The organism is Fontibacillus phaseoli (assembly GCF_003337355.1).
Classification (GTDB): Bacteria; Bacillota; Bacilli; order Paenibacillales; family Paenibacillaceae; genus Fontibacillus; species Fontibacillus phaseoli.
On record NZ_QPJW01000001.1, the window covers coordinates 802,667 to 824,499 of the forward strand.

22 protein-coding genes and 1 other annotated feature are annotated in these 21,833 nt (G+C 49.1%); of the genes, 21 read left to right on the forward strand and 1 reads right to left on the reverse strand.

What is annotated here, in order from left to right:
• The first annotated feature begins 2 nt into the window (after positions 1-2).
• From DFP94_RS03955 to DFP94_RS04045, 19 genes are all read left to right on the forward strand, one after another.
• On the forward strand, positions 3-1,241 hold the full coding sequence (locus DFP94_RS03955; RefSeq protein ID WP_114495120.1) for a bifunctional 3,4-dihydroxy-2-butanone-4-phosphate synthase/GTP cyclohydrolase II: 1,239 nt from the start codon (positions 3-5) through the stop codon (positions 1,239-1,241).
• A 38-nt stretch (positions 1,242-1,279) separates the two neighbouring features.
• Positions 1,280-1,747: a 6,7-dimethyl-8-ribityllumazine synthase gene (ribH, locus tag DFP94_RS03960; protein WP_114495762.1), complete on the forward strand. Its 468-nt coding sequence runs from the start codon at positions 1,280-1,282 to the stop codon at positions 1,745-1,747.
• A 66-nt stretch (positions 1,748-1,813) separates the two neighbouring features.
• Complete coding sequence (locus DFP94_RS03965; protein WP_114495121.1) at positions 1,814-2,629, forward strand: segregation and condensation protein A; 816 nt, start codon at positions 1,814-1,816, stop codon at positions 2,627-2,629.
• Positions 2,598-3,215: an SMC-Scp complex subunit ScpB gene (gene scpB / locus DFP94_RS03970; RefSeq protein ID WP_114495122.1), complete on the forward strand. Its 618-nt coding sequence runs from the start codon at positions 2,598-2,600 to the stop codon at positions 3,213-3,215. Before DFP94_RS03965 ends, scpB begins: the two co-directional genes overlap by 32 nt.
• 233 nt (positions 3,216-3,448) lie before the next feature.
• Positions 3,449-4,144, forward strand: coding sequence for a DUF2953 domain-containing protein (locus DFP94_RS03975; protein WP_114495123.1), 696 nt, complete (start codon positions 3,449-3,451; stop codon positions 4,142-4,144).
• Positions 4,117-4,605, forward strand: a complete 489-nt coding sequence (gene ytfJ / locus DFP94_RS03980) for a GerW family sporulation protein (RefSeq protein ID WP_114495124.1) — start codon at positions 4,117-4,119, stop codon at positions 4,603-4,605. The genes DFP94_RS03975 and ytfJ overlap by 28 nt, the downstream gene beginning before the upstream one ends.
• Positions 4,606-4,757: 152 nt before the next feature.
• Positions 4,758-5,939 carry a D-alanyl-D-alanine carboxypeptidase family protein gene (locus tag DFP94_RS03985; RefSeq protein WP_181873051.1) on the forward strand — a complete coding sequence of 394 codons (1,182 nt, stop codon included), beginning with the start codon at positions 4,758-4,760 and terminating at the stop codon, positions 5,937-5,939.
• Positions 5,940-5,976: 37 nt separating this feature from the next.
• Entirely contained in the window at positions 5,977-6,609 is a 633-nt protein-coding gene (locus tag DFP94_RS03990; protein ID WP_114495126.1) for a nucleoside recognition domain-containing protein, read from the forward strand.
• A gap of 7 nt (positions 6,610-6,616) precedes the next feature.
• On the forward strand, positions 6,617-7,150 hold the full coding sequence (locus DFP94_RS03995) for a spore maturation protein (RefSeq protein WP_114495127.1): 534 nt from the start codon (positions 6,617-6,619) through the stop codon (positions 7,148-7,150).
• 72 nt (positions 7,151-7,222) lie between these two features.
• The gene (locus DFP94_RS04000; RefSeq protein WP_114495128.1) at positions 7,223-7,987 is read left to right on the forward strand and encodes a pseudouridine synthase; all 765 of its coding nucleotides are present in this window, start codon (positions 7,223-7,225) and stop codon (positions 7,985-7,987) included.
• A 267-nt stretch (positions 7,988-8,254) separates the two neighbouring features.
• Positions 8,255-9,112 carry a carbohydrate ABC transporter permease gene (locus DFP94_RS04005; protein WP_181873053.1) on the forward strand — a complete coding sequence of 286 codons (858 nt, stop codon included), beginning with the start codon at positions 8,255-8,257 and terminating at the stop codon, positions 9,110-9,112.
• On the forward strand, positions 9,109-9,996 hold the full coding sequence (locus tag DFP94_RS04010; RefSeq protein ID WP_114495130.1) for a carbohydrate ABC transporter permease: 888 nt from the start codon (positions 9,109-9,111) through the stop codon (positions 9,994-9,996). The genes DFP94_RS04005 and DFP94_RS04010 overlap by 4 nt, the downstream gene beginning before the upstream one ends.
• 48 nt (positions 9,997-10,044) lie before the next feature.
• Positions 10,045-11,439: an ABC transporter substrate-binding protein gene (locus DFP94_RS04015; protein WP_342768210.1), complete on the forward strand. Its 1,395-nt coding sequence runs from the start codon at positions 10,045-10,047 to the stop codon at positions 11,437-11,439.
• 82 nt (positions 11,440-11,521) lie between these two features.
• Positions 11,522-12,514, forward strand: coding sequence for a LacI family DNA-binding transcriptional regulator (locus DFP94_RS04020; RefSeq protein ID WP_114495131.1), 993 nt, complete (start codon positions 11,522-11,524; stop codon positions 12,512-12,514).
• 235 nt (positions 12,515-12,749) lie between these two features.
• Positions 12,750-13,277 (forward strand): peroxiredoxin family protein, encoded by a 528-nt coding sequence (locus DFP94_RS04025; protein WP_114495132.1) that lies wholly within the window; start codon positions 12,750-12,752, stop codon positions 13,275-13,277.
• Positions 13,278-13,298: 21 nt separating this feature from the next.
• A complete protein-coding gene (gene resB, locus DFP94_RS04030) occupies positions 13,299-14,969 on the forward strand; it encodes a cytochrome c biogenesis protein ResB (protein ID WP_114495133.1) in 1,671 nt (556 codons plus the stop codon).
• The gene (gene ccsB / locus DFP94_RS04035) at positions 14,966-16,228 is read left to right on the forward strand and encodes a c-type cytochrome biogenesis protein CcsB (RefSeq protein ID WP_114495134.1); all 1,263 of its coding nucleotides are present in this window, start codon (positions 14,966-14,968) and stop codon (positions 16,226-16,228) included. The genes resB and ccsB overlap by 4 nt, the downstream gene beginning before the upstream one ends.
• Before the next feature lie 72 nt (positions 16,229-16,300).
• The gene (locus DFP94_RS04040) at positions 16,301-17,017 is read left to right on the forward strand and encodes a response regulator transcription factor (RefSeq protein WP_114495135.1); all 717 of its coding nucleotides are present in this window, start codon (positions 16,301-16,303) and stop codon (positions 17,015-17,017) included.
• A complete protein-coding gene (locus DFP94_RS04045) occupies positions 17,018-18,454 on the forward strand; it encodes a sensor histidine kinase (RefSeq protein WP_114495136.1) in 1,437 nt (478 codons plus the stop codon).
• Between the two features lie 102 nt (positions 18,455-18,556).
• On the opposite strand, the gene serA is transcribed toward DFP94_RS04045, so the two are convergent.
• Entirely contained in the window at positions 18,557-20,146 is a 1,590-nt protein-coding gene (gene serA / locus DFP94_RS04050; RefSeq protein WP_114495764.1) for a phosphoglycerate dehydrogenase, read from the reverse strand.
• Positions 20,147-20,362: 216 nt separating this feature from the next.
• Positions 20,363-20,601 (reverse strand) — a binding site (T-box leader).
• 215 nt (positions 20,602-20,816) lie between these two features.
• Between serA and DFP94_RS04055 the strand changes: the two genes are divergently transcribed.
• Both DFP94_RS04055 and DFP94_RS04060 read left to right on the forward strand, forming a co-directional pair.
• Positions 20,817-21,410, forward strand: coding sequence for a CPBP family intramembrane glutamic endopeptidase (locus DFP94_RS04055; RefSeq protein ID WP_114495137.1), 594 nt, complete (start codon positions 20,817-20,819; stop codon positions 21,408-21,410).
• The gene (locus DFP94_RS04060) at positions 21,407-21,802 is read left to right on the forward strand and encodes a hypothetical protein (protein WP_114495138.1); all 396 of its coding nucleotides are present in this window, start codon (positions 21,407-21,409) and stop codon (positions 21,800-21,802) included. Before DFP94_RS04055 ends, DFP94_RS04060 begins: the two co-directional genes overlap by 4 nt.
• The last annotated feature ends 31 nt before the right edge of the window (positions 21,803-21,833 follow it).

Consider the following 21,833-nt stretch of genomic DNA (forward strand, 5'->3'; position numbering starts at 1 on the left):
TCATGAACGACATCCAGTTGGACCGCGTTGAAGAAGCGATTTATGAATTAATGCGCGGTAAAGTGATCATTGTTGTCGATGACGAGGATCGGGAGAACGAAGGGGATTTCATCGCCTTGGCAGAGAAAGCCACACCGGAGGTCATCAATTTTATGATTACCCAGGGACGCGGCTTGGTCTGCCTGCCGATTACGCAGGAACGGGCCGAGGAACTGGAGTTGCAGCCGATGGTTGCACAGAATACCGATTTTCATGGGACGGCATTTACCGTTTCCATCGATCATAAGGACACCACGACGGGTATTTCCGCCTATGAACGGTCTTTGACCGTCCGGGGGATCATGGATCCGGAGGCAAAGCCGACTCATTTCCGCCGGCCGGGCCACATGTTTCCGCTGATCGCCAAAAAAGGCGGAGTGTTGCGGCGGGCGGGCCATACGGAAGCCGCGGTGGATCTTGCCCGGATGTGCGGGGCCTATCCGGCCGGCGTCATCTGCGAGGTCATTAAAGAAGACGGAACGATGGCTAGACTGCCCGATTTGGTGGAGATCGCCAAGAGGTTTGATTTGAAGCTGATCAGCATTAAAGACCTGATTCATTACCGTAATGAAAAAGAAAAGCTGGTCAACCGGGAAGTCGAGGTCCGCATGCCGACAGATTACGGCGAATTCCGGACCGTAGCTTACACCAATGACGTCGATGCCAAAGAGCATGTTGCCCTTGTCAAAGGCGAGATCGGCGGAGACGAGCCGGTGCTGGTGCGCGTTCATTCGGAATGTCTCACCGGAGACGTATTCCATTCGCACCGTTGCGACTGCGGTCCTCAGTTTGAAGCGGCTTTGCGGCAGATCGAACAGGAAGGCCGCGGGGTTCTCCTATATATGCGTCAGGAAGGCCGCGGTATAGGCCTGGTCAACAAGCTGAAGGCCTATAAACTCCAGGAGCAGGGGCTGGACACCGTGGACGCCAACCTGAAACTCGGCTTTCCGGCCGACCTGCGCGACTACGGCATCGGGGCGCAAATTTTGAAAGACCTGGGCGTTCGGAAAATCCGGCTGCTAACCAACAATCCGCGCAAAATTAAAGGCCTGGAAGGCTATGGCCTGGAAGTTGTGGAGCGTGTTCCGCTTCAAATGAAGGAGAATGTGGACAATAGTAATTATTTGCATACGAAGCAGGCAAAATTGGGTCATTTGTTAAAGTTCGACGACATGGAACAAAACGAGTCTTCCGAAGTTTGAAAAAACCAAATTTCTATTCCCGAAAGGACGGAATTCATATGATGAATGTATTTGAAGGTAATTTAGTATCGAGCGGGTTAAAGTATGCGATCGTCGTAGGTCGGTTCAATGAATTTATTACGAGCAAGCTGCTTGGCGGTGCTCTGGACGCGCTGAAGCGTCACGGGGTCCAGGATGAAGAGGTCAGCGTGGCTTGGGTGCCAGGCGCATTCGAAATTCCTTTCGCAGCCCAAAAGCTGGCGGAGAGCGGAAAATATGACGCGGTTATTACGCTCGGGACCGTCATTCGCGGCTCCACATCGCATTATGATTATGTCTGCAACGAAGTTGCTAAGGGAGTTGCCGCCATCGGCCTGAAAACCGGGGTTCCGACGATCTTCGGCGTAGTGACGACCGAAAATATTGAACAGGCGATCGAACGTGCCGGAACCAAAGCCGGGAACAAAGGCTGGGACGCCGCCATGGCGGCGATTGAAATGGCGAACTTGACGAATCAGTTAAAATAGTGCTTATTTAATGTAGTACCCTTCTTTTTCGGGTACTGCATTTTTCTTTTTTTGCTATGTTTTGCAATGGGTGGAGGATGTTCATTGACGACCGTATTATACAAGCTGGAAACGTTCGAAGGACCGCTGGATCTTCTTCTGCATTTGATCGATAAGGCGGAGATCGACATTCACCAAATATCGATCAGTGAAATTACGGACCAGTACCTTGAATATTTGCACAATATGCAAGAGCTTGAACTGGAAGTGACCAGCGAGTTTCTCGTCATGGCGGCTACCTTGCTGTCGATGAAGAGCAAGCAACTGTTGCCCAAACCGCCAGTGATCGAGTTCGACGATGATTTCGATTATTTGATGGAGGAAGATGTAGATCCGAGAGATGAGTTGATCCGTCAACTGATCGAATATCGCAAATATAAAGGGATTGCCGAGCATCTTCATGAGCGCGAATGGGAGCGCAGCCTGATTTTTTCCAAGGAGCCTGAGGATTTAACGCCTTATTTGCCCGTGATAGAAGAAAATCCGGTCAAAGGATTGCATGCCGCGGACTTGATCGCGGTATTTCAGAAGGCGATCCGGAAAGCGGTCAAGCGAAACGCGGTGGCCCGCATTCATCGGGATGAAATTTCGGTCAAGGACCGGATCAGGGAAGTTGTCTCCGCGTTAGAACGCGTCGGCAAGGGAGGCAGACTGCTATTTTCCAAACTGCTGCATCAGGAAATGTACCGGCATGAAATTGTTGTCACGTTCCTCGCGGTGCTGGAATTGATGAAAATGAAACAAATCGTATGTTATCAGAACAAGTTGTTCGATGATATCGTCATGGAGTGGAGAGGGGAAGGAAAGGCAGATGAAATATCAGGAATTGAAATCGATTATTGAGGGATTGCTGTTCCTCGCGGGGGAGGAGGGAATCAGCCCGAAGCAGCTGGCGGAAGTAACCGAGCAGAGACAAGATTTAATTACCGATGCGCTGCTCGACATGAAGAACTCTTTCGAACGGGAGGGACGAGGGCTGCAAATTGTTCAAATTGCAGGGAATTACCAGCTTGCAACACTACCGCAGCATGCCCCTTATTTCGAGAAGCTGGCCTATTCGCCTTCCCGTTCCACCTTGTCCCAAGCAGCACTCGAGACACTTTCCATTATCGCTTACCGGCAGCCGATTACCCGCATTGAGGTGGAAGAGATTCGCGGGGTTAAATCGGAACGGGCGATTCATACGCTGGTCAACAAGGATCTCATTGAAGAAGTTGGCCGGGCAGAGGCGATCGGCCGCCCTATACTATACGGAACGACCAAAGCATTTCTGGACTATTTCGGTTTGGCCCATCTGAAGGACTTGCCGGATTTAGCTCATTTCGAAAACGCGGAGCATCTGGAGGAAGAGACGCAGTTGTTGTTTCAGAAACTGGAGGAGCAGCAACTCACCTTTGATGATGTGGGCAAGACAGAACGGGAAGAATGACTTTAGGCTGAAATAATCGGCCGCATTAAATTAAAGCATAAATTTGTGCAATTGGATCATAAGCAGCCACCCTTTGAGGGTGGTTTTTTTGCATTCATAATTCAGTAATTTCCTGCTCATGCACACTCTCCCGAACTGAAGAAATACGAAATGCCAAACTTGGAATTATTTAAAGGGGACCATGCCATACTATTTAGAGCTTGTCATCTGAAAATAGCATGGAGGGCGCTCCCGTGTGGATTTGGCTCGGAGTTATCCTGGTCCTGTTGTTGCTGATACTCTTGTTGATACTGTTGTTGATTTTGTTTTCCAAAATCAGAATTGAATTAAAGGCCAAAAAGGAAAATAAGGATGAAATGATTTTGATCGATGTATCGCTATTATTTGGGCTGTTTACGTTTCATTATCGTATTCCCGCGCTCGGGCTGGACAATCTTCATAAGGGTTTGTGGGTCGAGAACGATCGTGTCGATAATTTTCTCAAAACGCACACATCAGCCGAGCAACAGGAAATTGATAAGGACAAAGTAAATCACTGGGCGGACCAATTTCGTAATATATTACAGGCTACTGCCGGGCTGAAAAAATGGGCAAAAGCGACGCTTCGCCGAGTGTCTTTTCTTAGTTTGGAGTGGTCGACGAACATTGGACTTACGGACGCTGCGCATACGGCTACGCTTACCGGGGCATTATGGGGATTAAAGACAACGCTAATCGGGTGGCTTTCCTATCATATCTCCCTGCGTCAGCGTCCTAAGTTATTTGTCGTTCCCGTGTTCGGAAGTCCTCCGTTATTTTCCACGGAACTGAACTGCATAGCTGAAATTCGCTGCGGATATGCTATATATGCTGGACTGGTACTCATAGTTCGCGTGTTAAAAGTGAAAGGAGGAGTGAAAAAGTGGTTGAGCATCCTATTCAAGGGCTAATGAAAACGGCAATGGAAAACATCAAGGACATGGTCGACGTGAATACGATCGTAGGCGAACCGGTCGAAACGCCGGATGGCAGTGTGATTCTCCCGATCAGCCGCGTCGGCTTCGGATTTGCGGCCGGAGGTAGCGACTTCAACATTGATGATAAATCGGAGAAAAGCGGAACATCGTCCGAGGCAGGCAAGTCAAGACCGTTTGGCGGCGGCAGCGGCGGCGGCGTTTCGATCAATCCGATCGCTTTCCTGGTGGTGGGTAAGCAGGGAGTTCATATCGTACCATTGGATAATCAAACCCATCTGATGGAAAAAATTATCGATTCCGTTCCGATGGTGATCGATAAAATCCAGTCGATGATCCCCGCTAACGGTGAAGAACATCCTGCTGAAAGTTCAGGGTCACCGATCCATCCGGAAGCGGTTATTCCCCCGGGAGCTACTACCCAGACCTATGTTTAAAAAGCCGTTCCCTTCCGGAACCCCGGAAGGGTCTTTTTTTGACATATTACAAATGGGGGTTGGTTTTTTGAATGGAGCTTGGACATACTCCCGTGACCGGGAGCATATAGTATTTACTAGTTCGCACTAGCGAGAGTCGGAGGAAGAAGATGATGAGAATTACAGCCAAGATAAGAACTGTAGGATTGTTGACGCTTAGCCTGTTGCTGGCGTTACCTATAACGACAGGAGCGAAGGAAGCGGCGCCGGAACCGCCGTCGACCCATGCGCAAGCTGCAGCGCTGATCGATGTTACATCGGGCCGGATTCTATATAGTTCCCACGGGGACGAAGAGCTGCCGATTGCAAGCTTAACGAAAATTATGACCGCTATCGTTGCCATCGAACACGGGAAGACCGATGAGAAAGTGAAAGTTAGCCGTAATGCGTTCGGAAAAGAAGGCTCATCGATTTATCTTCATCTCGGCGAGGAGATGAGCCTTGAAAATATGTTGTACGGCCTGATGCTCCGGTCAGGAAATGATGCGGCGACCGCCATTGCGGAATATGTCGGAGGTTCGGAACAAGGTTTCGTCCATCTGATGAATGAAAAAGTGAAGCTGCTCGGTCTCGAGCATACCGCATTTCAAAACCCGCACGGGCTGGACGCCAAGGGGCATTATTCTTCCGCCAATGATTTGGCCAAGCTTACCGCCTATGCGCTTCACAATCCGCTATTCAAGGAAATTGTGCGCACGCCATCCAGAAAGGCGCCGAATCCGAATGACCCGTGGGATTACCGCTGGGACAACAAGAACAAAATGCTCCGGTTTTATGAAGGAGCGGATGGAGTAAAGACCGGGTACACCAAAACAGCCAGGCGCTGCCTTGTCAGCTCGGCGACGAGAAACGGTCAACAGTTGGTTGCCGTAACGATCAACGACGGAGATGACTGGAATGATCACCGCAAGCTGCTTGACTTCGGCTTTTCGCAATATCCGCTTAAAACATTAGTCGAGGAAGGGCAGCCGGTTCAGAACGATCTAAAGACGGGCACGAGTTTCAGTTATCCTCTCTCCGAGCAGGAGAAAGAGGATGTGGAGATCAGACTGGCGCTAAAAAAAGGGGGAATCGATTCCTTTGGATACCGGGGGGAAATCGACATTTCGATCGGGAACAGCAGGATCGGTTCCGTTCCCGTGTATGATAAAAGGCAGGAACGGCAAACTTCGCCGGCAAAACCGAGCTTCGGAACGGAGGAGGCGGCATCTGCCGGAACCCGAGCAATGAATAAGCGGTTTACTTGGTCAGGCTCGTTGGGCGCGGTGCTGAGAGCGCTCCTGTTTGCAGGCTAAGGCTGGAGTACGCCATTGAGGAATAGGGGGGGAAGGGATGGTCAATAAGATTTGGCTGGCACTGATCCTGATAGGATTTATTTTCGCTGCGATCAAAGGGGACATCAATATCGTGACTCAGGCGGCCTTTGAAGGGGCGGCGACCGGCGTAACGGTTTGTCTGGGATTGATCAGCGTTCTTGTTTTTTGGTTGGGAATCATGAAGCTGGCTGAGGATGCCGGGCTGGTCAGAGCCATTTCAAAACTTCTCGGTCCCGTGGTCTCATACCTGTTTCCCGATGTTCCCAAAGACCATCCGGCAATGGGTTTTATTTTGTCGAACATGAGCGCTAACTTGCTCGGACTCGGAAATGCCGCCACGCCGATGGGCATACGGGCCATGCAGCAGTTGCAGGAACTGAATCCCGACAAGGAGACAGCCTCGCCGGCAATGTGTACCCTTCTGGCACTAAATACCGCAAGTATCACCCTGATTCCAACGACGCTGATCGCGATCCGTCTTAATTTTCATTCTGCGAATCCTGCGGAAATTGTTGGCTCGACCTTACTGGCAACCGCAATCGCCACATTGGCCGCGATATTGGCGGATCGGTGGTACAGAAGGCGCTATGCCTGGAAACAACCTCCGCTTATTCCCCCGTCTGCGTCTACACTATCGCTGAAGAGGTGAGACCTTCTTGCTGAACTGGATCAATATTTTGTCCGCCTGGGCCGTGCCTGTAATGATTGCTTTCATACCTTTATATGCGCATCTGAAAAAAGTCCCGGTTTATGAATCTTTCGTTGACGGGGCGAAGGACGGGTTTAATACGGCCATCGGCATTATCCCGAATTTAGTCGGTATGATGGTAGCGATCAGCGTATTTCGCGCCTCGGGGGCGTTAGAATTTTTTGTAGGCTGGATGTCTCCTTTTTTGACGAAGCTACAGGTTCCGTCAGAGATACTCCCTCTAGGATTTTTAAGGCCGTTAACGGGTACCGGCTCGCTGGCTTTTACGACCGATCTGATAAAAACGTACGGTCCCGATTCGATGATCGGACGTATTGCTTCCACGATTCAGGGCAGCACGGATACAACGCTGTATGTGCTGACCGTATACTTTGGAGCTGTCGGGATCAGAAATGGCAGATACGCTTTAAAAGTTGGGCTTTTCTCCGATATTGTCGGGTTTATTGCCGCGATTGCCGTATGTCTGCTCTTGTTTGGGTAGTTCGATCAGATACACACGCTATTGTGATTTTCATCCCCTATGGGTATCATGTGTATGAGGTGACTTATAAACATGGAAAGATTGCAAAAAATATTAGCGGGGGCCGGGGTAGCATCGCGCCGCAAATGTGAGGAACTGATTCTCGGCGGAAAGGTGCAGGTAAACGGGGAGACCGTGACTACCCTGGGTACCAAGGCGGATCCGGCTGTAGACGTCATAACCGTCAACGGGAAGACTATTGGCGTTGAAAAAAAAATGTACATCGTATTTAACAAACCTAAAGGCGTTATTACAAGTGCATCTGATCCTCAAGGCCGTAAAATCGTCACCGATTATTTGAAGGGCATTACCGAGCGGCTCTACCCGGTAGGGCGCCTGGATTATGATACCGAAGGTTTGCTGTTGCTGACCAATGATGGAGATTTCGCCCATTTGCTTACCCATCCGAAGCATCACGTTTCCAAAACGTACCATGCTACGGTGAAGGGCGTTCCGCATGGGACCGAACTGGACAAGCTGAAGAAAGGGGTCATGCTCGAGGATGGTATGACGGCCCCTGCGGAAGTGGAATACAATGATATCGATCCGGAACAGAAGCATTCGACCATTTCCATCACGATTTATGAAGGAAGAAACCGGCAGGTGCGGAGAATGTTTGATGCGATTCAGCATCCAGTTACCAAACTGAAGCGTATTTCTTTCGGGGATCTTTATCTTGGTAACCTGAAAAGAGGCCTGTATCGCCATCTGACCAAGGAAGAGGTTGAAGGGCTGATCAAACAAGCCAAAAGCGCGGGCAACAAATCCGGAAATTCGCCGGCAGACAGATTGAAATAGGAAAGAGGGGCATGGAATGAGACAGATTCCGTGCCTCATTTTTTTGTGGACGGAAGGGTTACATTTTTTTGAAAAAAGGGTTGATTGTTTATAAGCTATCTTTTATGCTATGGGTATGATAACGACAAAAAGTTAAACCGCTTTAATTTTATTGTCCATATCTATGCTTTTATAAGTTATTTTTAATCAAAAGTTAAAGCGCTTTAATTTTATGGGAGGGTTGGTGTATCTGTGGCTCATCGTGAGAGTCGGCGACAAACGTTTTACATGTACTTGTTTATTTCACCATGGTTATTCGGCTTCCTTTTATTCGCATTGTATCCCATCTTGTCATCGCTTTATTACAGCTTTACGAATTACGACATTATCCATCCGCCGAAATTTGTCGGGTTGGCCAACTACAGCGAAATGTTTCATGACGATTTATTTTGGAAATCCGTAACGGTTACCTTAAAATTTACGTTTATTAGCGTCCCGTTACAACTATTGCTGGCGCTGGGCTTCGCGCTGTTACTGAATCAAAAGATTCCAATGCGGGGATTTTTCAGAACGGCGATGTATTTTCCGAGCATGGTGTCGGGGGTGGCGATGTCGCTTCTATGGTATTGGATCTTTAATCCACAGATTGGGCTGTTCAATTACATGTTGTCCTGGTTCGGAATCCACGGTCCGGCTTGGCTGATGGACCCGGATACCGCCCTGTACGCATTAATCATCATGACATTTTGGACGGCGGGCTCCGGAATGATCCTGTTCCTCGCCGGGCTGCAGGGAGTGCCTGCGAGTCTGGTTGAAGCGGCCAAACTGGATGGAGCGGGCCGTTTCAAAACTTTTATCCACGTTGTGCTGCCCATGATCTCACCTGTTCTGCTCTTTCAATTGATTATGGGGATAATCGATTCATTTCAGGTATTTACACAAGCCTTTGTTATGACTCAAGGCGGTCCGAACTACTCAACCTGGTTCTACGTCTACAACCTCTACACCAGTGCATTCAAAGAATATCGGGCCGGGTATTCATCGGCTCTAGCCTGGATCCTTCTGATTGTCGTCATGCTGTTCACCGCGATCATTATGAAAGCTTCGAATCGCTTTGTTCATCAGGAAGGGGGCGGACGGAAATGAGATCATCACCTACCGCCCCCGCAAGCAATCTGTATTCCAATACCAGACGGCGCACTAAACCTGATGGCGTCAAAATTTTGAGCTTCATCGCGCTGATTATAACGACTTTTCTGATGTTGCTTCCTCTGTTTTTCATGGTTTCCACTTCGCTGAAGTCGCATCGCGAAATGCTGAGATTCCCGCCTTCCTTTCTTCCGGAAAGTTGGAGCTTCGGCAACTATAGTGAAATTTTCGACACGCTTCAATTCGGTACGTTATACAAAAACAGTCTGCTCATCGCAGTAGTGACCGTGCTGGGGACGCTGATATCTTCGGCGCTGGCCGCCTACGGATTCGCCAGATACCGGGGGAGAGGTAACAGCTTGTGGTTCATGCTGCTGCTTAGCACCATGATGCTTCCTTATCCGGCAATCATGGTACCGCAATTCATCCTATTTTCCAAGCTGCATTGGATCGATACTTTTTTGCCCTTGATCGTACCTTCCTTTTTCGGATCCGCGTACAACATTTTTTTGCTGCGCCAGTTCTTTTCTACTCTGCCGGAGGAATTGTTCGACGCCGGACGCATCGACGGCTGCAGCGAATTCCGCATGTGGTACACGATTGCGCTTCCGCTCTCGGGACCGGCACTGGCAACGGTCGCCATTTTTGCTTTCATTTACAGCTGGAACGACTTGCTCACGCCCGTGCTTTACTTAAGCTCTTCCGATCTCTTTACGCTTCCGGTAGGAATGGCCTCCCTGACGTCATCGAGGTTCCGTATCCCGCCTTGGCACCTTTTGATGGTCGCCTCGGTATTGGCAATGATTCCTATCGTGACCTTATTTGCCATTGCCCAGAAGCAGTTCGTGGAAGGGATCGTCCTTACGGGACTCAAGTCGTAACCGGTGGAAATTTTAATGAAAATAGTTGAATCGAGGAGGAATTCGTACATGCTTATGATGAACAAAAAACGGGGAAGATTGATATCTTTGTGGGCTTTCGTTTTGCTGATTTCCGTTGTAATGGCAGGTTGCGGGGGAGATAAGTCGGCGGGGGACATCGTTTCCGGCGATCAAGAAGGAGCGAAAAATGCCGGCGGTGATAAAGAGCAGGTCACCATTACTCACTACACGATCGATTCTCCCGACCGTACTTTTATCGAACAATTGATTCCGGAATTCGAAAAGAAGCACCCGAATATCAAGGTCAAAGTAGAGAAAGCCCCGTATGAGCAGTTCGACAGCAAACTGCAGACGCTAATCGCCGGCGGAAATTCTCCCGATGTGACCAGTCATTACGGATATGGCGGATTTGCGGAATATTACAATAAGGATATGCTCATGGACTTGACGGAAATCATGAAAGAAGAAGGTTTCAATTCTTCGGATTACAGCATTCCCGATAACTTGATGAACATTTATAACGTTAACGGAAAAACATACGGCATTCCCGCCAACATCTACGTAACGCTCCTCCTTTATAACAAGGACATGTTTGACGCAGCGGAGCTGCCTTACCCGCCGAGCGATTACGAGGACAAAAGCTGGACGTTTGAAAAAATGGTAGACAATGCAAAGCAAATGACCGTCGTTTCCAAGGACATCGCCAAAACCCAATACGGGCTTGACTTTTTTTGGTCCGAACGGGACATGAGGCCGCTCTATTTCGGAGCCCAGCCTTACTCCGAGGATACTTGGACTAACGGTGGCGTTCCTTCGGAAACTTATTTCGATTCGCCTGAGGTCATCTCGGCTTATCAAACCCTGTTTGATCTCATTTTCAAGCACCAAGTTTCGCCTACTTCGGAATGGAGCAAAAGCGTAGCCGGACAAAACGGCGACCCCTTTGTAGCGGGCAAAATCGGAATGTCCGTCGGCGGTTCCTGGAATCTGGCGGGAGCCAACGATTTTCCGTTCAAGATCGGTGTGGCTGCCGTGCCGTGGGGCGGCAATGATAAGGTTCGCAGTACTTTGTATGTAGATCCTCTGTTCATTCTTAAGGATTCCAAACACCCGAAAGAAACATTTGAATGGATCAAGTATTTGCTTACCGACGAAGTGCAGGAGAAGTCCATCGAGCTCAGCGGCGGCAACCCGCCGGTCAATACGAAGGCAGCCGAAGCCTACTACAAGCATTTCGAAGGGATCGATCCGGAAGATGTCAAAAAAGTATATGAAGGGGCTACGAAGTGCGGGTTTGAATCTTTTAACCATTTGATCACGCATTATTCCCAAATCAACGACATGTTCATTAATGAAATGCAACCGATCGAGACCGGGCATAAAACCGTGGAGGAAGTCATGCCGACGATCCAGAAGAAAGTAACGGAAATATTAAAAAGGTAGCAAGGATTAGCGGAGAATCATCCGGCCAAGTATACTGGATATAGAACGAGGTTCGGAAAATGATGCCGCAAGGAGAACAGAGATGAAAGTAAGCATTTTTGATGTAGCCAAAAAATCAGGACTTTCCGTGGTGACGGTGTCGCGCGTTATTAACGGGGCGGAATCGGTGCGTGAGAAAAACCGGCAAAAGGTGTTGGATGCCATTCGCGAATTGGATTACCAACCGAGCGCTGCCGCACGCAGTTTGGCGCGCGGAAAGACGGGAATCATCGGCCTGATTGTCACAACACTTCAGGATTCCTTTTTTGACGCCATAGTCAAGGAACTGAATGAGTTGCTTGCTCTACAAGGGTATTTTTTGGCCGTTTCAGTTTCCACAGGGATTGCTTCGGATGGAAGCCATTACTTGATTCAGGAAGATCGGGTCGACGGATTAATCCTTCTTTCCCCGATGGAGGAAGATAGCTACATTGTCGAGTTCAAACGCAGAGGGATCCCGTATGTGCTGATTGATAATCAGAACCCGGAAAACGATGCCTTCTCAATTACCATCAACAATTTTAAAGGCGGTTATGCGGCTGCGAGGCACTTGCTGGAGCAAGGGCATACTTCCATTGCGCATCTCTGCGGTAATGAAACCTTTAGGAGTACGAGGGAGCGGAGAGCCGGTTTCTTGCAGGCACTAAAGGAGAAGGAGCTTGCTCCATATGCTGTTGAGAATGGAGATTTTGAAATCGAGTTCGGTTACACGGCGTGCAAGCGGTGGATAAAAGTGGGCAAGCTGCCGACAGCCGTTTTTGCCGGTGACGACAATATCGCGCTAGGGGTCATTAACGCGCTGATGGAAGAGGGGATTCCCGTGCCTGGAGAAGTTGCAGTGGTCGGCTACGACGACCAGTACATCGGCTCCCAGCTTCACCCCCAGCTGACGACCATCCGCCAGCCGGCCGACAAGATCGGTATTGCTGCCGTGGATATGCTGCTTAAGCGCATCGACGGAAAAAACAAGCGCGGTTCTACTCAGCGCATTGATCCGGAGTTGATCCTTCGAGAGTCGACCGGAGTGAAGAAGTGAATCCCTTTTAACGTGCCTGAATACCTGAGCTTACGTTAGCCGCCTTGTAGCAAGGCGGCTTTTTTGCTTTTGTATCCCGTAAATTGCAGAATAATGAAATTATTATATAATGAGAAGGACACATAATATTCAAATTTTCCCTGGCTGAAACTGTGGCAATTTTCGATATAATGTTCATAGGATATTCACTATTTGTCCATTGATTATGATGATTGTCATAGAAGGAGAGTTGATTATGGGAAAGGCGAGACGTCCTGTACAGATCGTCATTTTGGTGTTGATAGTCATTCTTGGCGGTTACGCCATCAGCACGGCGGTTTCCGGCGGTGGAAGCGGAAAGCCGCAAAGTGGTGACAAGCCTCCCGCGATCAAACTGCTGGGGCTGGACGGGGACGTACATACCCTTGAAGACTATAAGGGCAAGGCAGTGGTCATTAACTTTTGGGCTACGTGGTGTACTTACTGCGTCAATGAAATGCCTGCGCTTCAAGCTCAGTGGAAAAAGTGGCAGGATCAGGGCGTAGTCGTGCTGGGGATCAATACCGGGGAAGACGAAATGACGGTGCGGAACTTCGCGCAGCAGCTTGGTGTTGATTTTCCGATCCTGTACGATTCGGATAACGAAGTTGTTCAAGATTACGGCGTGGTGCCGATGCCGACGACTTTCTTTGTCGATAAGAAAGGTAAAATTGCCTCTATCCATGAAGGTGAGCTGAATTTGGCGACCTTGGATGACCAAATTAAGCAACTGGTGAATCCTTGAAGGAGATAAGGGGGCTTTTCCTTGATTAAAAATACGAAGTGTGAATGCGGGCATCAGAACCGAGTCGGCACGGTTCTATGCGAGGCTTGCGGCAAACCGCTCGATGAACACGGCGATGCCAACGAATTGCTGGAGATGCGGTATGACGGGGCGGCCAGGCGGTCGCAGCGCGCCAATCCGAATTTCATTGATAAGATCTGGAATTTCTTTTCATCGGTGAAGGTCGCCATTTATCTGATTATCTTTACGCTGATCGGGGCAATGTTCGGGACGATATTTGAACAGGAAAGCAATTTTGTAAACTTTGATCCATCCACCTTTTATAAGGATAAGTACGGAACGCTCGGCGACATCTATTACAAGCTGGGATTATCCCATACGTACGAGTCCTGGTGGTTCGTGCTGCTGCTCGTCATGATCGGCGCCTCGTTGGTCATTTGCAGCCTTGATCGGGTGCTTCCGCTTTACAAAGCGCTTTCAAAACAAAAAATCCGTAAGCATATGCAGTTTTTGACTCGTCAGAAAGTGGTTTATCAAGGGACGATCGGAGAAGATGAGGCGGAATGGGTGGGCCAGGCTGTCAAGCCCCTTAAGAAAAAAGGGTACCGCATTTATACGGACGGTTCTGCCCTCCTTGCGGAAAAGCAACGGTTCAGCCGCTGGGGACCCTATGTCATTCATATCGGTCTGATCATTTTTTTGCTTGCCGTGCTGTTCCGGGGATTGCCGGGGTTGAATGTAGATAAGCACTACTGGTTCCCTGAAGGAGAAATCACCAAAATCCCGGATAGCAATCTTTATTTGAAAAATGAAAAATTTACGGTTGAATATTACTCCGAAGAAGAAATGTCCGAGGGTTTCCGCAGAACGGGCAAGATCGTTCCCAAGCTGTTCGAGACTAAGGCAGTCCTTTACGAATGTAGCGCGGACTGCGATGATCCTTCCAAGGAACCGCAGTTGAGAGAAGTCGAGCGGCATGACATCCGGGTAAACGATCCCTTGGATTATAAAGGCTTCAAAGCGTACCAGTTTGATTTCGATCTGACGCCGAAGCTTCGCTCCGTAAAGCCGGTTCTCGTTAACGTGGAGACGGGGGAGCAATACGGAAAGTTTCAACTGGATATGAGTAACCCGCAACAGGAATATCAACTCGGACCCTATACGCTGGAACTGAAAAATAAGTACATGGATTTTTCCTTGAATGAGCAGGGCCAGCCGATCTCCAAATCCAAGGACCCGAATGCTCCGGCATTTCTGTTCGTGATCAAGGGGCCGGATTTGCCCGATGAAGGCAGCCAATATATTTACTTTCCCAAACAGATCGACAAAGAACGTTTTCAACAGGATGCTATTAACGAGAAACTGGGCGGCCTGCAAAGTAAGCTTGCCCTGGATGTCGTCGGGATGGAGGATGTGGATTTCATCCAGTCTTCCAGCTATCTGAACATCCGTGTTGACCGGGTCATGCCTTTCGTATGGTTGGGCTTAGGCATCGTTATGCTCGGACTGGTTATGGGATTCTATTGGCATCACCGGCGAATCTGGCTTCGTGTCGACGACGGGGTTTTGACCCTCGGTGCTCACACGGCGAAGAACTGGTTCGGCTTGCGCCGCGAAGTAGCTTCGTTCCTGAAAACGATGAATGTGGAAGTGGATGAGAAGCAATTGGAAAACGGGGGGAACCGGTCATGAATTTTTTGGAGATCAGCAGACAGGCTTTTGTAGTCGCGTTTTATTTATATTGTCTTTCATTTATATTTTATGTCGTAGCGGTTACCGGGAAAACATGGAGAAACCGCGATCCGAAAAAGCATGAGCGCAAATGGGGCATCATCTCCTTTGCAACCTCTTCGCTCGGACTGCTGTCGCATCTTGTTTATTGCATTACGCGCTGGGCATATAGTGGACATATTCCCGTGAGCAATATGTACGAGTTCATGACGTTCTTGTCCATGATGGTGATGATTGCTTTTACGGTTGTTTTTCTCATTTACCGCAAAATATTGCTCGGGATGTTTGCGCTTCCGATCGCTATCATTATTATGGCCTATGCGGCGGTGTTCCCGCAGGACGTTCAGCCGCTGATTCCGTCGCTTCGCTCGATCTGGCTGTACATTCACGTCACGCTGGCGGCCACGGGAGAATCTTTTTTCGCGGTCGGTTTTGCCGCCGGATTGATGTATTTGCTGCGGACGATCGACTTTGACGCAACCGATAAATTCTCCCGCCGGCAAAAAAGGTGGGTTGAATTTACGCTTTTTTCTATTATTATAGTAGTGGGCTTTATTGTCTCTGTTTTTGCTTTCCGGACCGCCGGATATGAAGCCGTATTTACCCAAAATACGACAAAGATTGACAGCCAAGTAGAGCAAGATAGTAAAATAGAACAAGAAGTATATAAATTGCCACCCATTGTAGCTCCGCACGACAGCCATGCCGAGAGTATCCAACCTTTCCTTGGCATGGATAAGCCTTTATTCGAAGCTCCTTCTTGGATGAAGGGGGCTAGTGCAGGACGCAAGTTCAATACGGTCGTATGGGCATTAGTGTCCGGAGTCATTCTTTATGCGCTGCTTCGTCTGGCTGTCCGCCGTCCGCTCAGCAAATTACTGGCGCCGACGGTGAAGGGCATCGATCCCGATGATTTGGACGAAATCAGCTACCGGGCGATTGCAATCGGGTTTCCGATCTTTACGCTCGGAGCGCTAGTCTTCGCCATGATTTGGGCGCAGCAGGCGTGGGGGCGGTTCTGGGGCTGGGATCCGAAAGAAGTATGGGCCCTTATTACCTGGTTATTTTACAGTGCGTATTTGCATCTTCGTTTATCCCGGGGATTTCAGGGACGCAAAGCATCCTGGCTCGCCGTGCTTGGTTTCTTAGTCGTCATGTTTACTCTCGTAGGAGTCAATCTGATTATTGCGGGTTTGCATTCCTATGCGGGCACAGACTAATGATATAATAATCTAACTAATAATGAACCACGTTGAGAGCTCGAGTGTAAGATGATGAAGGGGTTGTTGTCCATGTCAGATCAAGAAAACCGTATTTTGGTAGTTGACGATGAAGAACGCATTCGCCGTCTGCTTAAAATGTATCTGGAAAAAGAAGGATATGAAATCGATGAAGCCGAGGATGGGGAAACTGCGCTGAAAAAAGCGACCGTCAACGATTACGGTCTGATTTTGCTCGATGTGATGCTGCCGGGAATCGACGGGGTGGAAGTGTGTAACCGCCTTAGACAGGTGAAGGCCACGCCGGTCCTTATGTTGACGGCCAAAGGAGAAGAAATCAACCGGGTTCAAGGATTTGAAGTCGGTGCGGACGATTACGTCGTTAAGCCGTTTAGTCCCCGCGAAGTGATTTACCGGGTAAAAGCGATTATGCGGCGTGCTTCGGCAACGGCCTATTTGACCAAAGAAAGCGGAACGAGCAACAATATCGTGTTCCCTCATCTCATCATCGAGCATGATGCCCACCGGGTAACGGCCAGCGGACAAGAGGTTAGTTTGACGCCGAAAGAGTACGAATTGCTGCATTATTTGGCGGTTTCGCCGGATAAAGTCTTTTCCCGGGAAGAATTGCTGAAGGATGTTTGGAACTATGAATTTTTTGGCGATTTGCGTACCGTAGATACGCATGTGAAACGTCTTCGCGAGAAATTGAACAAGGTATCGCCGGAATCCGCAGCTATGATTACTACCGTATGGGGTGTGGGCTACAAGCTGGAGGTAGCTAAATAAGTGAATTTCCTGAGAACACTTGTTGGAAAGCTGTGGATTACGATCATCTGTCTGGTAGCATTTGTTCTCCTATCCGTAGGGTTGTTTTTTCTCCCCTATATCGATACGAATTTTACGAATCCGGGAGCCGTCAAAAAACTGTTTCTAATCGTTTCGATGATCGGCTTCTCGTTGACGACGTTCTTTGCTTTATTCCTGATCACCAAAATTACCCAGCCGATGCAGCAGCTTATTCAAGCAACGGATTCAGTCCGAAAAGGGAAGTACGATACCCGGCTTTCCTTGAGGACAAGCGATGAAATCGGAGTGCTGTCCAACACGTTCAATCACATGGCTGAGGAATTGGAGAAAACGATTCGCAGCCTAAATCATGAAAAAGAACACCTGGCGAGCGTGCTCCGGAGCATGAATGACGCCGTGATCACGCTGGACGGGAACGGTTACGTGATTTTGACCAACCCACCAGGGGAGCGCATTTTGCAAATGTGGAGCGATTTGCCGGAAGCAGAGGCCGAAGTGACAGAAACAGTCCATGGGTCGATGCAAAAAATTCCGACGCCGCTTCTGGAGATGTTTCGCCGTCTACAGGATGAGCAAGGTGACCAGAGCGTGAACGTCCATGTGAAAAAAGGCGTCTGGTCCGTGCATATGGCGCCGCTGGCTTCGGACGGCGGAATCCGCGGAGCGGTGGCGGTGCTTCGTGATGTCACCGAAGAAGTGCAGCTTGAAAAAATGCGCCGGGATTTCGTGGCCAACGTCTCTCATGAAATCCGTACCCCGCTGTCCATGATGCAAGGGTATAGCGAGGCGCTGCTTGACGGTATGGCTGCCTCACCGGAAGAAAGCGCCGAGCTGGTGCAGGTCATTCATGACGAATCGCTGCGGATGGGCCGTCTAGTCCGCGATTTGCTGGATTTGGCCCGCATGGAGGCAGGGCACACCGACATGACAATGCGGGAAATGGACTTTCGGGAACTTGCCGAAAGAGTTTACCGCAAATTCCTCGTTCGTGCCAAGGAAACCGATATTATTTTACAGCTTGAGCTCGGGGAAGGTCCCTTGGATTTGCAGGAGGCCAACGAGGATCGGCTAGAGCAGGTTCTGACGAATCTGCTGGATAACGCCTTCCGTCATACGCCAGAAGGCGGTACGATCGCGATTGGAGCCGAGACGGAGAACGGCCCTAAAGGGGCCTTGCTGCACGTGTCCGTAAAGGATAGCGGTGTCGGCATCCCTGCGGATGATTTGCGGTTCGTCTTCGACCGGTTCTATAAAGCCGATAAGGCTCGAGTTCGCGGAGAGAGCGGAGGCACGGGTCTGGGACTGTCGATCGTGAAAAATATCGTGGATTCGCATAACGGTTCCATTTACGCGGAGAGTGAAGTAGGCAAAGGCACCGTATTTCATATGCTGCTCCCTGTCGAAAAGCAGCAATAAAGGTAAGAATGTAAAAACACCCTTTAAGAAAAGGGTGTTTTTTTGTTGAACCGGAAAGATTAATCTTGTTCAACGTGAAACATATTTTGGTAAGAAGGTGACTTATTCAAAAGTGATTTGTTGCGCCTTGTTAATTTCCGGGAGTTTAGTTAACTCATCCAGTACTTCTTTAGGCGTTTCTTTATCTACAGTAAGTACCATGATTGCTTCTCCGCCAACAATTTTACGGCCTACCTGCATTGCAGCGATATTGACATCGTTCTTGCCGAGCAGGGTACCGACGCTACCGATAATCCCAGGTTTATCGTTATGCGAAATGAAGATGAGATGGCCTTCCGGAGCGATATCTACCGGGAACTTATCGATTTGTACAACCCGGGCGCCGTACCCGTTCAACAATGTACCTGCGATGCGGCGTTCTGCGCCATCCTGGGTTTTGAGCGACACGCTGATCAGATTGGTGAAGCCCTTAGTTGCCGAAGCCTGGGATACTACGACGTTCACGTCGCGAGCTTTGGCGAGATGCATCGAGTTGACGATGTTGACGTCATTTCCGAAATGACGGGACAGCACGCCTTTAATGATGTAGCGGGTCAACGGCTGGGTATCGACTTCAGCCAGGTCTCCCGCATAGTCCACGTGAATTTCCTGAACGGCCTGATTGTTAAGTTGGGCCGCGAATGCGCCGATTTTTTCGCCGAGGTCAAAGTAAGGCTGCAGCTTGTTCATCACGCTAGGAGCTACCGGAGGCATGTTCACGGCGTTTTTGAACGGTTCATTGCGCAGGATATGCAGAACCTGTTCCGAAACGTCGATAGCCACGTTTTCTTGCGCCTCGATCGTGGATGCCCCGAGATGCGGCGTTACGATGATTTTCGGATTGTGCAGGAACGGATGATCCGCTTCAGGCGGTTCCTTCTCGAATACGTCGAAGGCCGCGCCGGCGACGATGCCCTGATCGATCGCTTCCACGAGTGCCGCTTCATCGACTACGCCGCCGCGGGCACAGTTGACAATGCGCATGCCTTTTTTCATTACTTCAAATTGGGGACGGGAAATCATATGTTTCGTTTCCGGTGTCAATGGGGTGTGTACGGTAATGAAATCAGCGTTCCTTACGATGTCATCGACGGAGGCGAGCTTGATGCCGAGTTTATCGGCGCGTTCTTCGGTCAGAAACGGGTCATAGCCGAGAATGTCCATGCCGAACGCTTTAGCTCTCTTGGCCACTTCGCTGCCGATCCGGCCCATACCGAGTACGCCCAGCGTTTTGTTGCGAAGTTCGACGCCGAGGAATTTGCGGTCCCAAGTTCCTTGAATCGTCTTGGCATACGCTTGCGGGATGTGACGGGCCAGAGCCATCATCATGGCAAATGCATGTTCGCAGGTCGTGATCGTGTTTCCGTCCGGTGCATTGATGACCACGATCCCGCGTTTGGTAGCCGCTTCAAGATTGATATTGTCGACACCAACACCAGCACGGCCAATCACTTTCAGGTTTTTGCCGGCTTCCATGATTTTCTCGGTTACCTTGGTTTGGCTGCGGACGAGCAGACCGTCGTACTCGGCAATAATCTGAACAAGTTCATCTTCGCTAAGCCCCGTCTTTTTCTCCACGGCTACATCGTTTGCGTCCATAAGCTGTTGAATCCCCATGTCGCTGATTGGATCCGATACTAATACTTTAAACATGATTTCCAGCCTCCTGATTTTTTGTTTATAGGATTGCTTTTCCGTAATGTTAAGTTTCCCTCGCAGTCCGGAAAGCATTACCATACTTGATCGCTTCTCTCCATTACCGTTACACTGTACCAAAGGATGAGCCTAGCAAGGGGTGTCAAACCAACGTTTCTCCGTAGTGTGCTTGAAAACAGTAAAAAAACTCCCAATCCGCATACTACTGCCGTAGTAAGGGACGAGAGTTGTTCGTGGTACCACCCTAATTCGCTGCACCTTTACAGGTGACAGCCTCATTGTCATAATGACGGAATGATAACGGAGTTCCTCCGACTGCGCCTACTGAAAAATATCAATAAGTTCAACGCAGCGACTCAGGATCGCTAAAAGTTGTCGTTCCACTGCCGGTTTCCAGCACCACCGGCTCTCTGGGAGCTTCCGGACCACTTTGTTTCCTTCACAGTATTTTGCGAAATCTAATTTTTCATAATGTATCATGCCGGGTAAGAGGTGTCAACACTATTTGTTCGCCCTTCTTCCGCACGCAGCGGACGTGCTTGAATCCTGCACTCTTTTTAGTTATGATTTTATTAATGTCGAATTTGCTCTGTTAAAGACGAACTGATGTAATTGTTACTGATTGACTTATTCTTATACTTTAAAAAGACAGGGTATGACGTGGATTATGAAAAAATTCAAATTCGGCAACGTGAAGATTCAGAAGGTGGACCCTTCACAGCTTAATGATCGCTTGCTGCTCATTAATCTTTATTTTACGCAAGGCTTAGCCTTATTTGTCGCATTGATCGTACTTTTTTTTCAAAAGAGAAACCCGATTACCGTGTTAAAATTTCCGGAGAACCCGGAATTTGTTTATTGGGGTATCGGTTTGGCCGGATGTATGCTATTAATCGACATGCTCCTGTCCAAATTTGTTCTGGAAGAAGCCCTGGATGACGGCGGGATAAATACCATGCTGTTTCAGAACCGTCCTGTATGGCATATCATCTTGATCGCCCTGATTGTGTCTATTTGTGAGGAACTGTTATTCCGTGGAGCTATTCAGCATGGACTCGGCCCCTATTGGACGAGCGTTCTATTCGCGGCGATTCATATCCGTTATCTGAAGCATTGGATTCCGACGGGTTGGGTATTTGCCAGCAGCTATGGTTTAGGATTCATCTACGTTCAGACAGGTACCCTTTGGGCACCGATCATTTGCCATTTTCTCATCGACCTCATCTCAGGATTAGCTATCAAGTATCGGAGGGAAACATGAACGAACGGTTGAGCAGATCGGATAGGCATGGAAGAAGCCGAGGCAGCGCAGACAGATCACGCCGGATTGTGGCGCACGATAAGCTTAAGGATGCCGCTTCGGAAATGATTCAAGAGGTGAGCGAACCGGCGGAATCCATCTTGTTGAAGGAAGATGTACAGGAGGTGTCCCTGGAAAGTGTCGGTGACAACTTACAGGTCGAGTCATCTCCGGCAGAAAAAAACCTCGATATGACCGAGCTTCCGACACGGAAGGAGATGTTTCCTTCCCAACGGATCAAACTCACGCGGTGGTTTTACAATTCCTTATTGTACATATTTGTCGCGATTATGATTTTTTTGCTTTGGTGGGGTATTAGTGATTCTCCTTGGGGAGAGAGCCACGGTTTGTAAAAAAAGTGACTTGAACTTACTTATCCGATGA

Coding starts and splice junctions, on each gene's coding strand:
- DFP94_RS03955 (WP_114495120.1), top strand. CDS start 3: ATGAACGACATCCAGTTGGACCGCGTTGAAGAAGCGATTTATGAATTA.
- ribH (WP_114495762.1), top strand. CDS start 1,280: ATGATGAATGTATTTGAAGGTAATTTAGTATCGAGCGGGTTAAAGTAT.
- DFP94_RS03965 (WP_114495121.1), top strand. CDS start 1,814: ATGGGTGGAGGATGTTCATTGACGACCGTATTATACAAGCTGGAAACG.
- scpB (WP_114495122.1), top strand. CDS start 2,598: ATGAAATATCAGGAATTGAAATCGATTATTGAGGGATTGCTGTTCCTC.
- DFP94_RS03985 (WP_181873051.1), top strand. CDS start 4,758: ATGAGAATTACAGCCAAGATAAGAACTGTAGGATTGTTGACGCTTAGC.
- DFP94_RS03990 (WP_114495126.1), top strand. CDS start 5,977: ATGGTCAATAAGATTTGGCTGGCACTGATCCTGATAGGATTTATTTTC.
- DFP94_RS04000 (WP_114495128.1), top strand. CDS start 7,223: ATGGAAAGATTGCAAAAAATATTAGCGGGGGCCGGGGTAGCATCGCGC.
- DFP94_RS04005 (WP_181873053.1), top strand. CDS start 8,255: ATGTACTTGTTTATTTCACCATGGTTATTCGGCTTCCTTTTATTCGCA.
- DFP94_RS04010 (WP_114495130.1), top strand. CDS start 9,109: ATGAGATCATCACCTACCGCCCCCGCAAGCAATCTGTATTCCAATACC.
- DFP94_RS04015 (WP_342768210.1), top strand. CDS start 10,045: ATGCTTATGATGAACAAAAAACGGGGAAGATTGATATCTTTGTGGGCT.
- DFP94_RS04020 (WP_114495131.1), top strand. CDS start 11,522: ATGAAAGTAAGCATTTTTGATGTAGCCAAAAAATCAGGACTTTCCGTG.
- DFP94_RS04025 (WP_114495132.1), top strand. CDS start 12,750: ATGGGAAAGGCGAGACGTCCTGTACAGATCGTCATTTTGGTGTTGATA.
- ccsB (WP_114495134.1), top strand. CDS start 14,966: ATGAATTTTTTGGAGATCAGCAGACAGGCTTTTGTAGTCGCGTTTTAT.
- DFP94_RS04040 (WP_114495135.1), top strand. CDS start 16,301: ATGTCAGATCAAGAAAACCGTATTTTGGTAGTTGACGATGAAGAACGC.
- serA (WP_114495764.1), bottom strand. CDS start 20,146: ATGTTTAAAGTATTAGTATCGGATCCAATCAGCGACATGGGGATTCAA.
- DFP94_RS04055 (WP_114495137.1), top strand. CDS start 20,817: ATGAAAAAATTCAAATTCGGCAACGTGAAGATTCAGAAGGTGGACCCT.
- DFP94_RS04060 (WP_114495138.1), top strand. CDS start 21,407: ATGAACGAACGGTTGAGCAGATCGGATAGGCATGGAAGAAGCCGAGGC.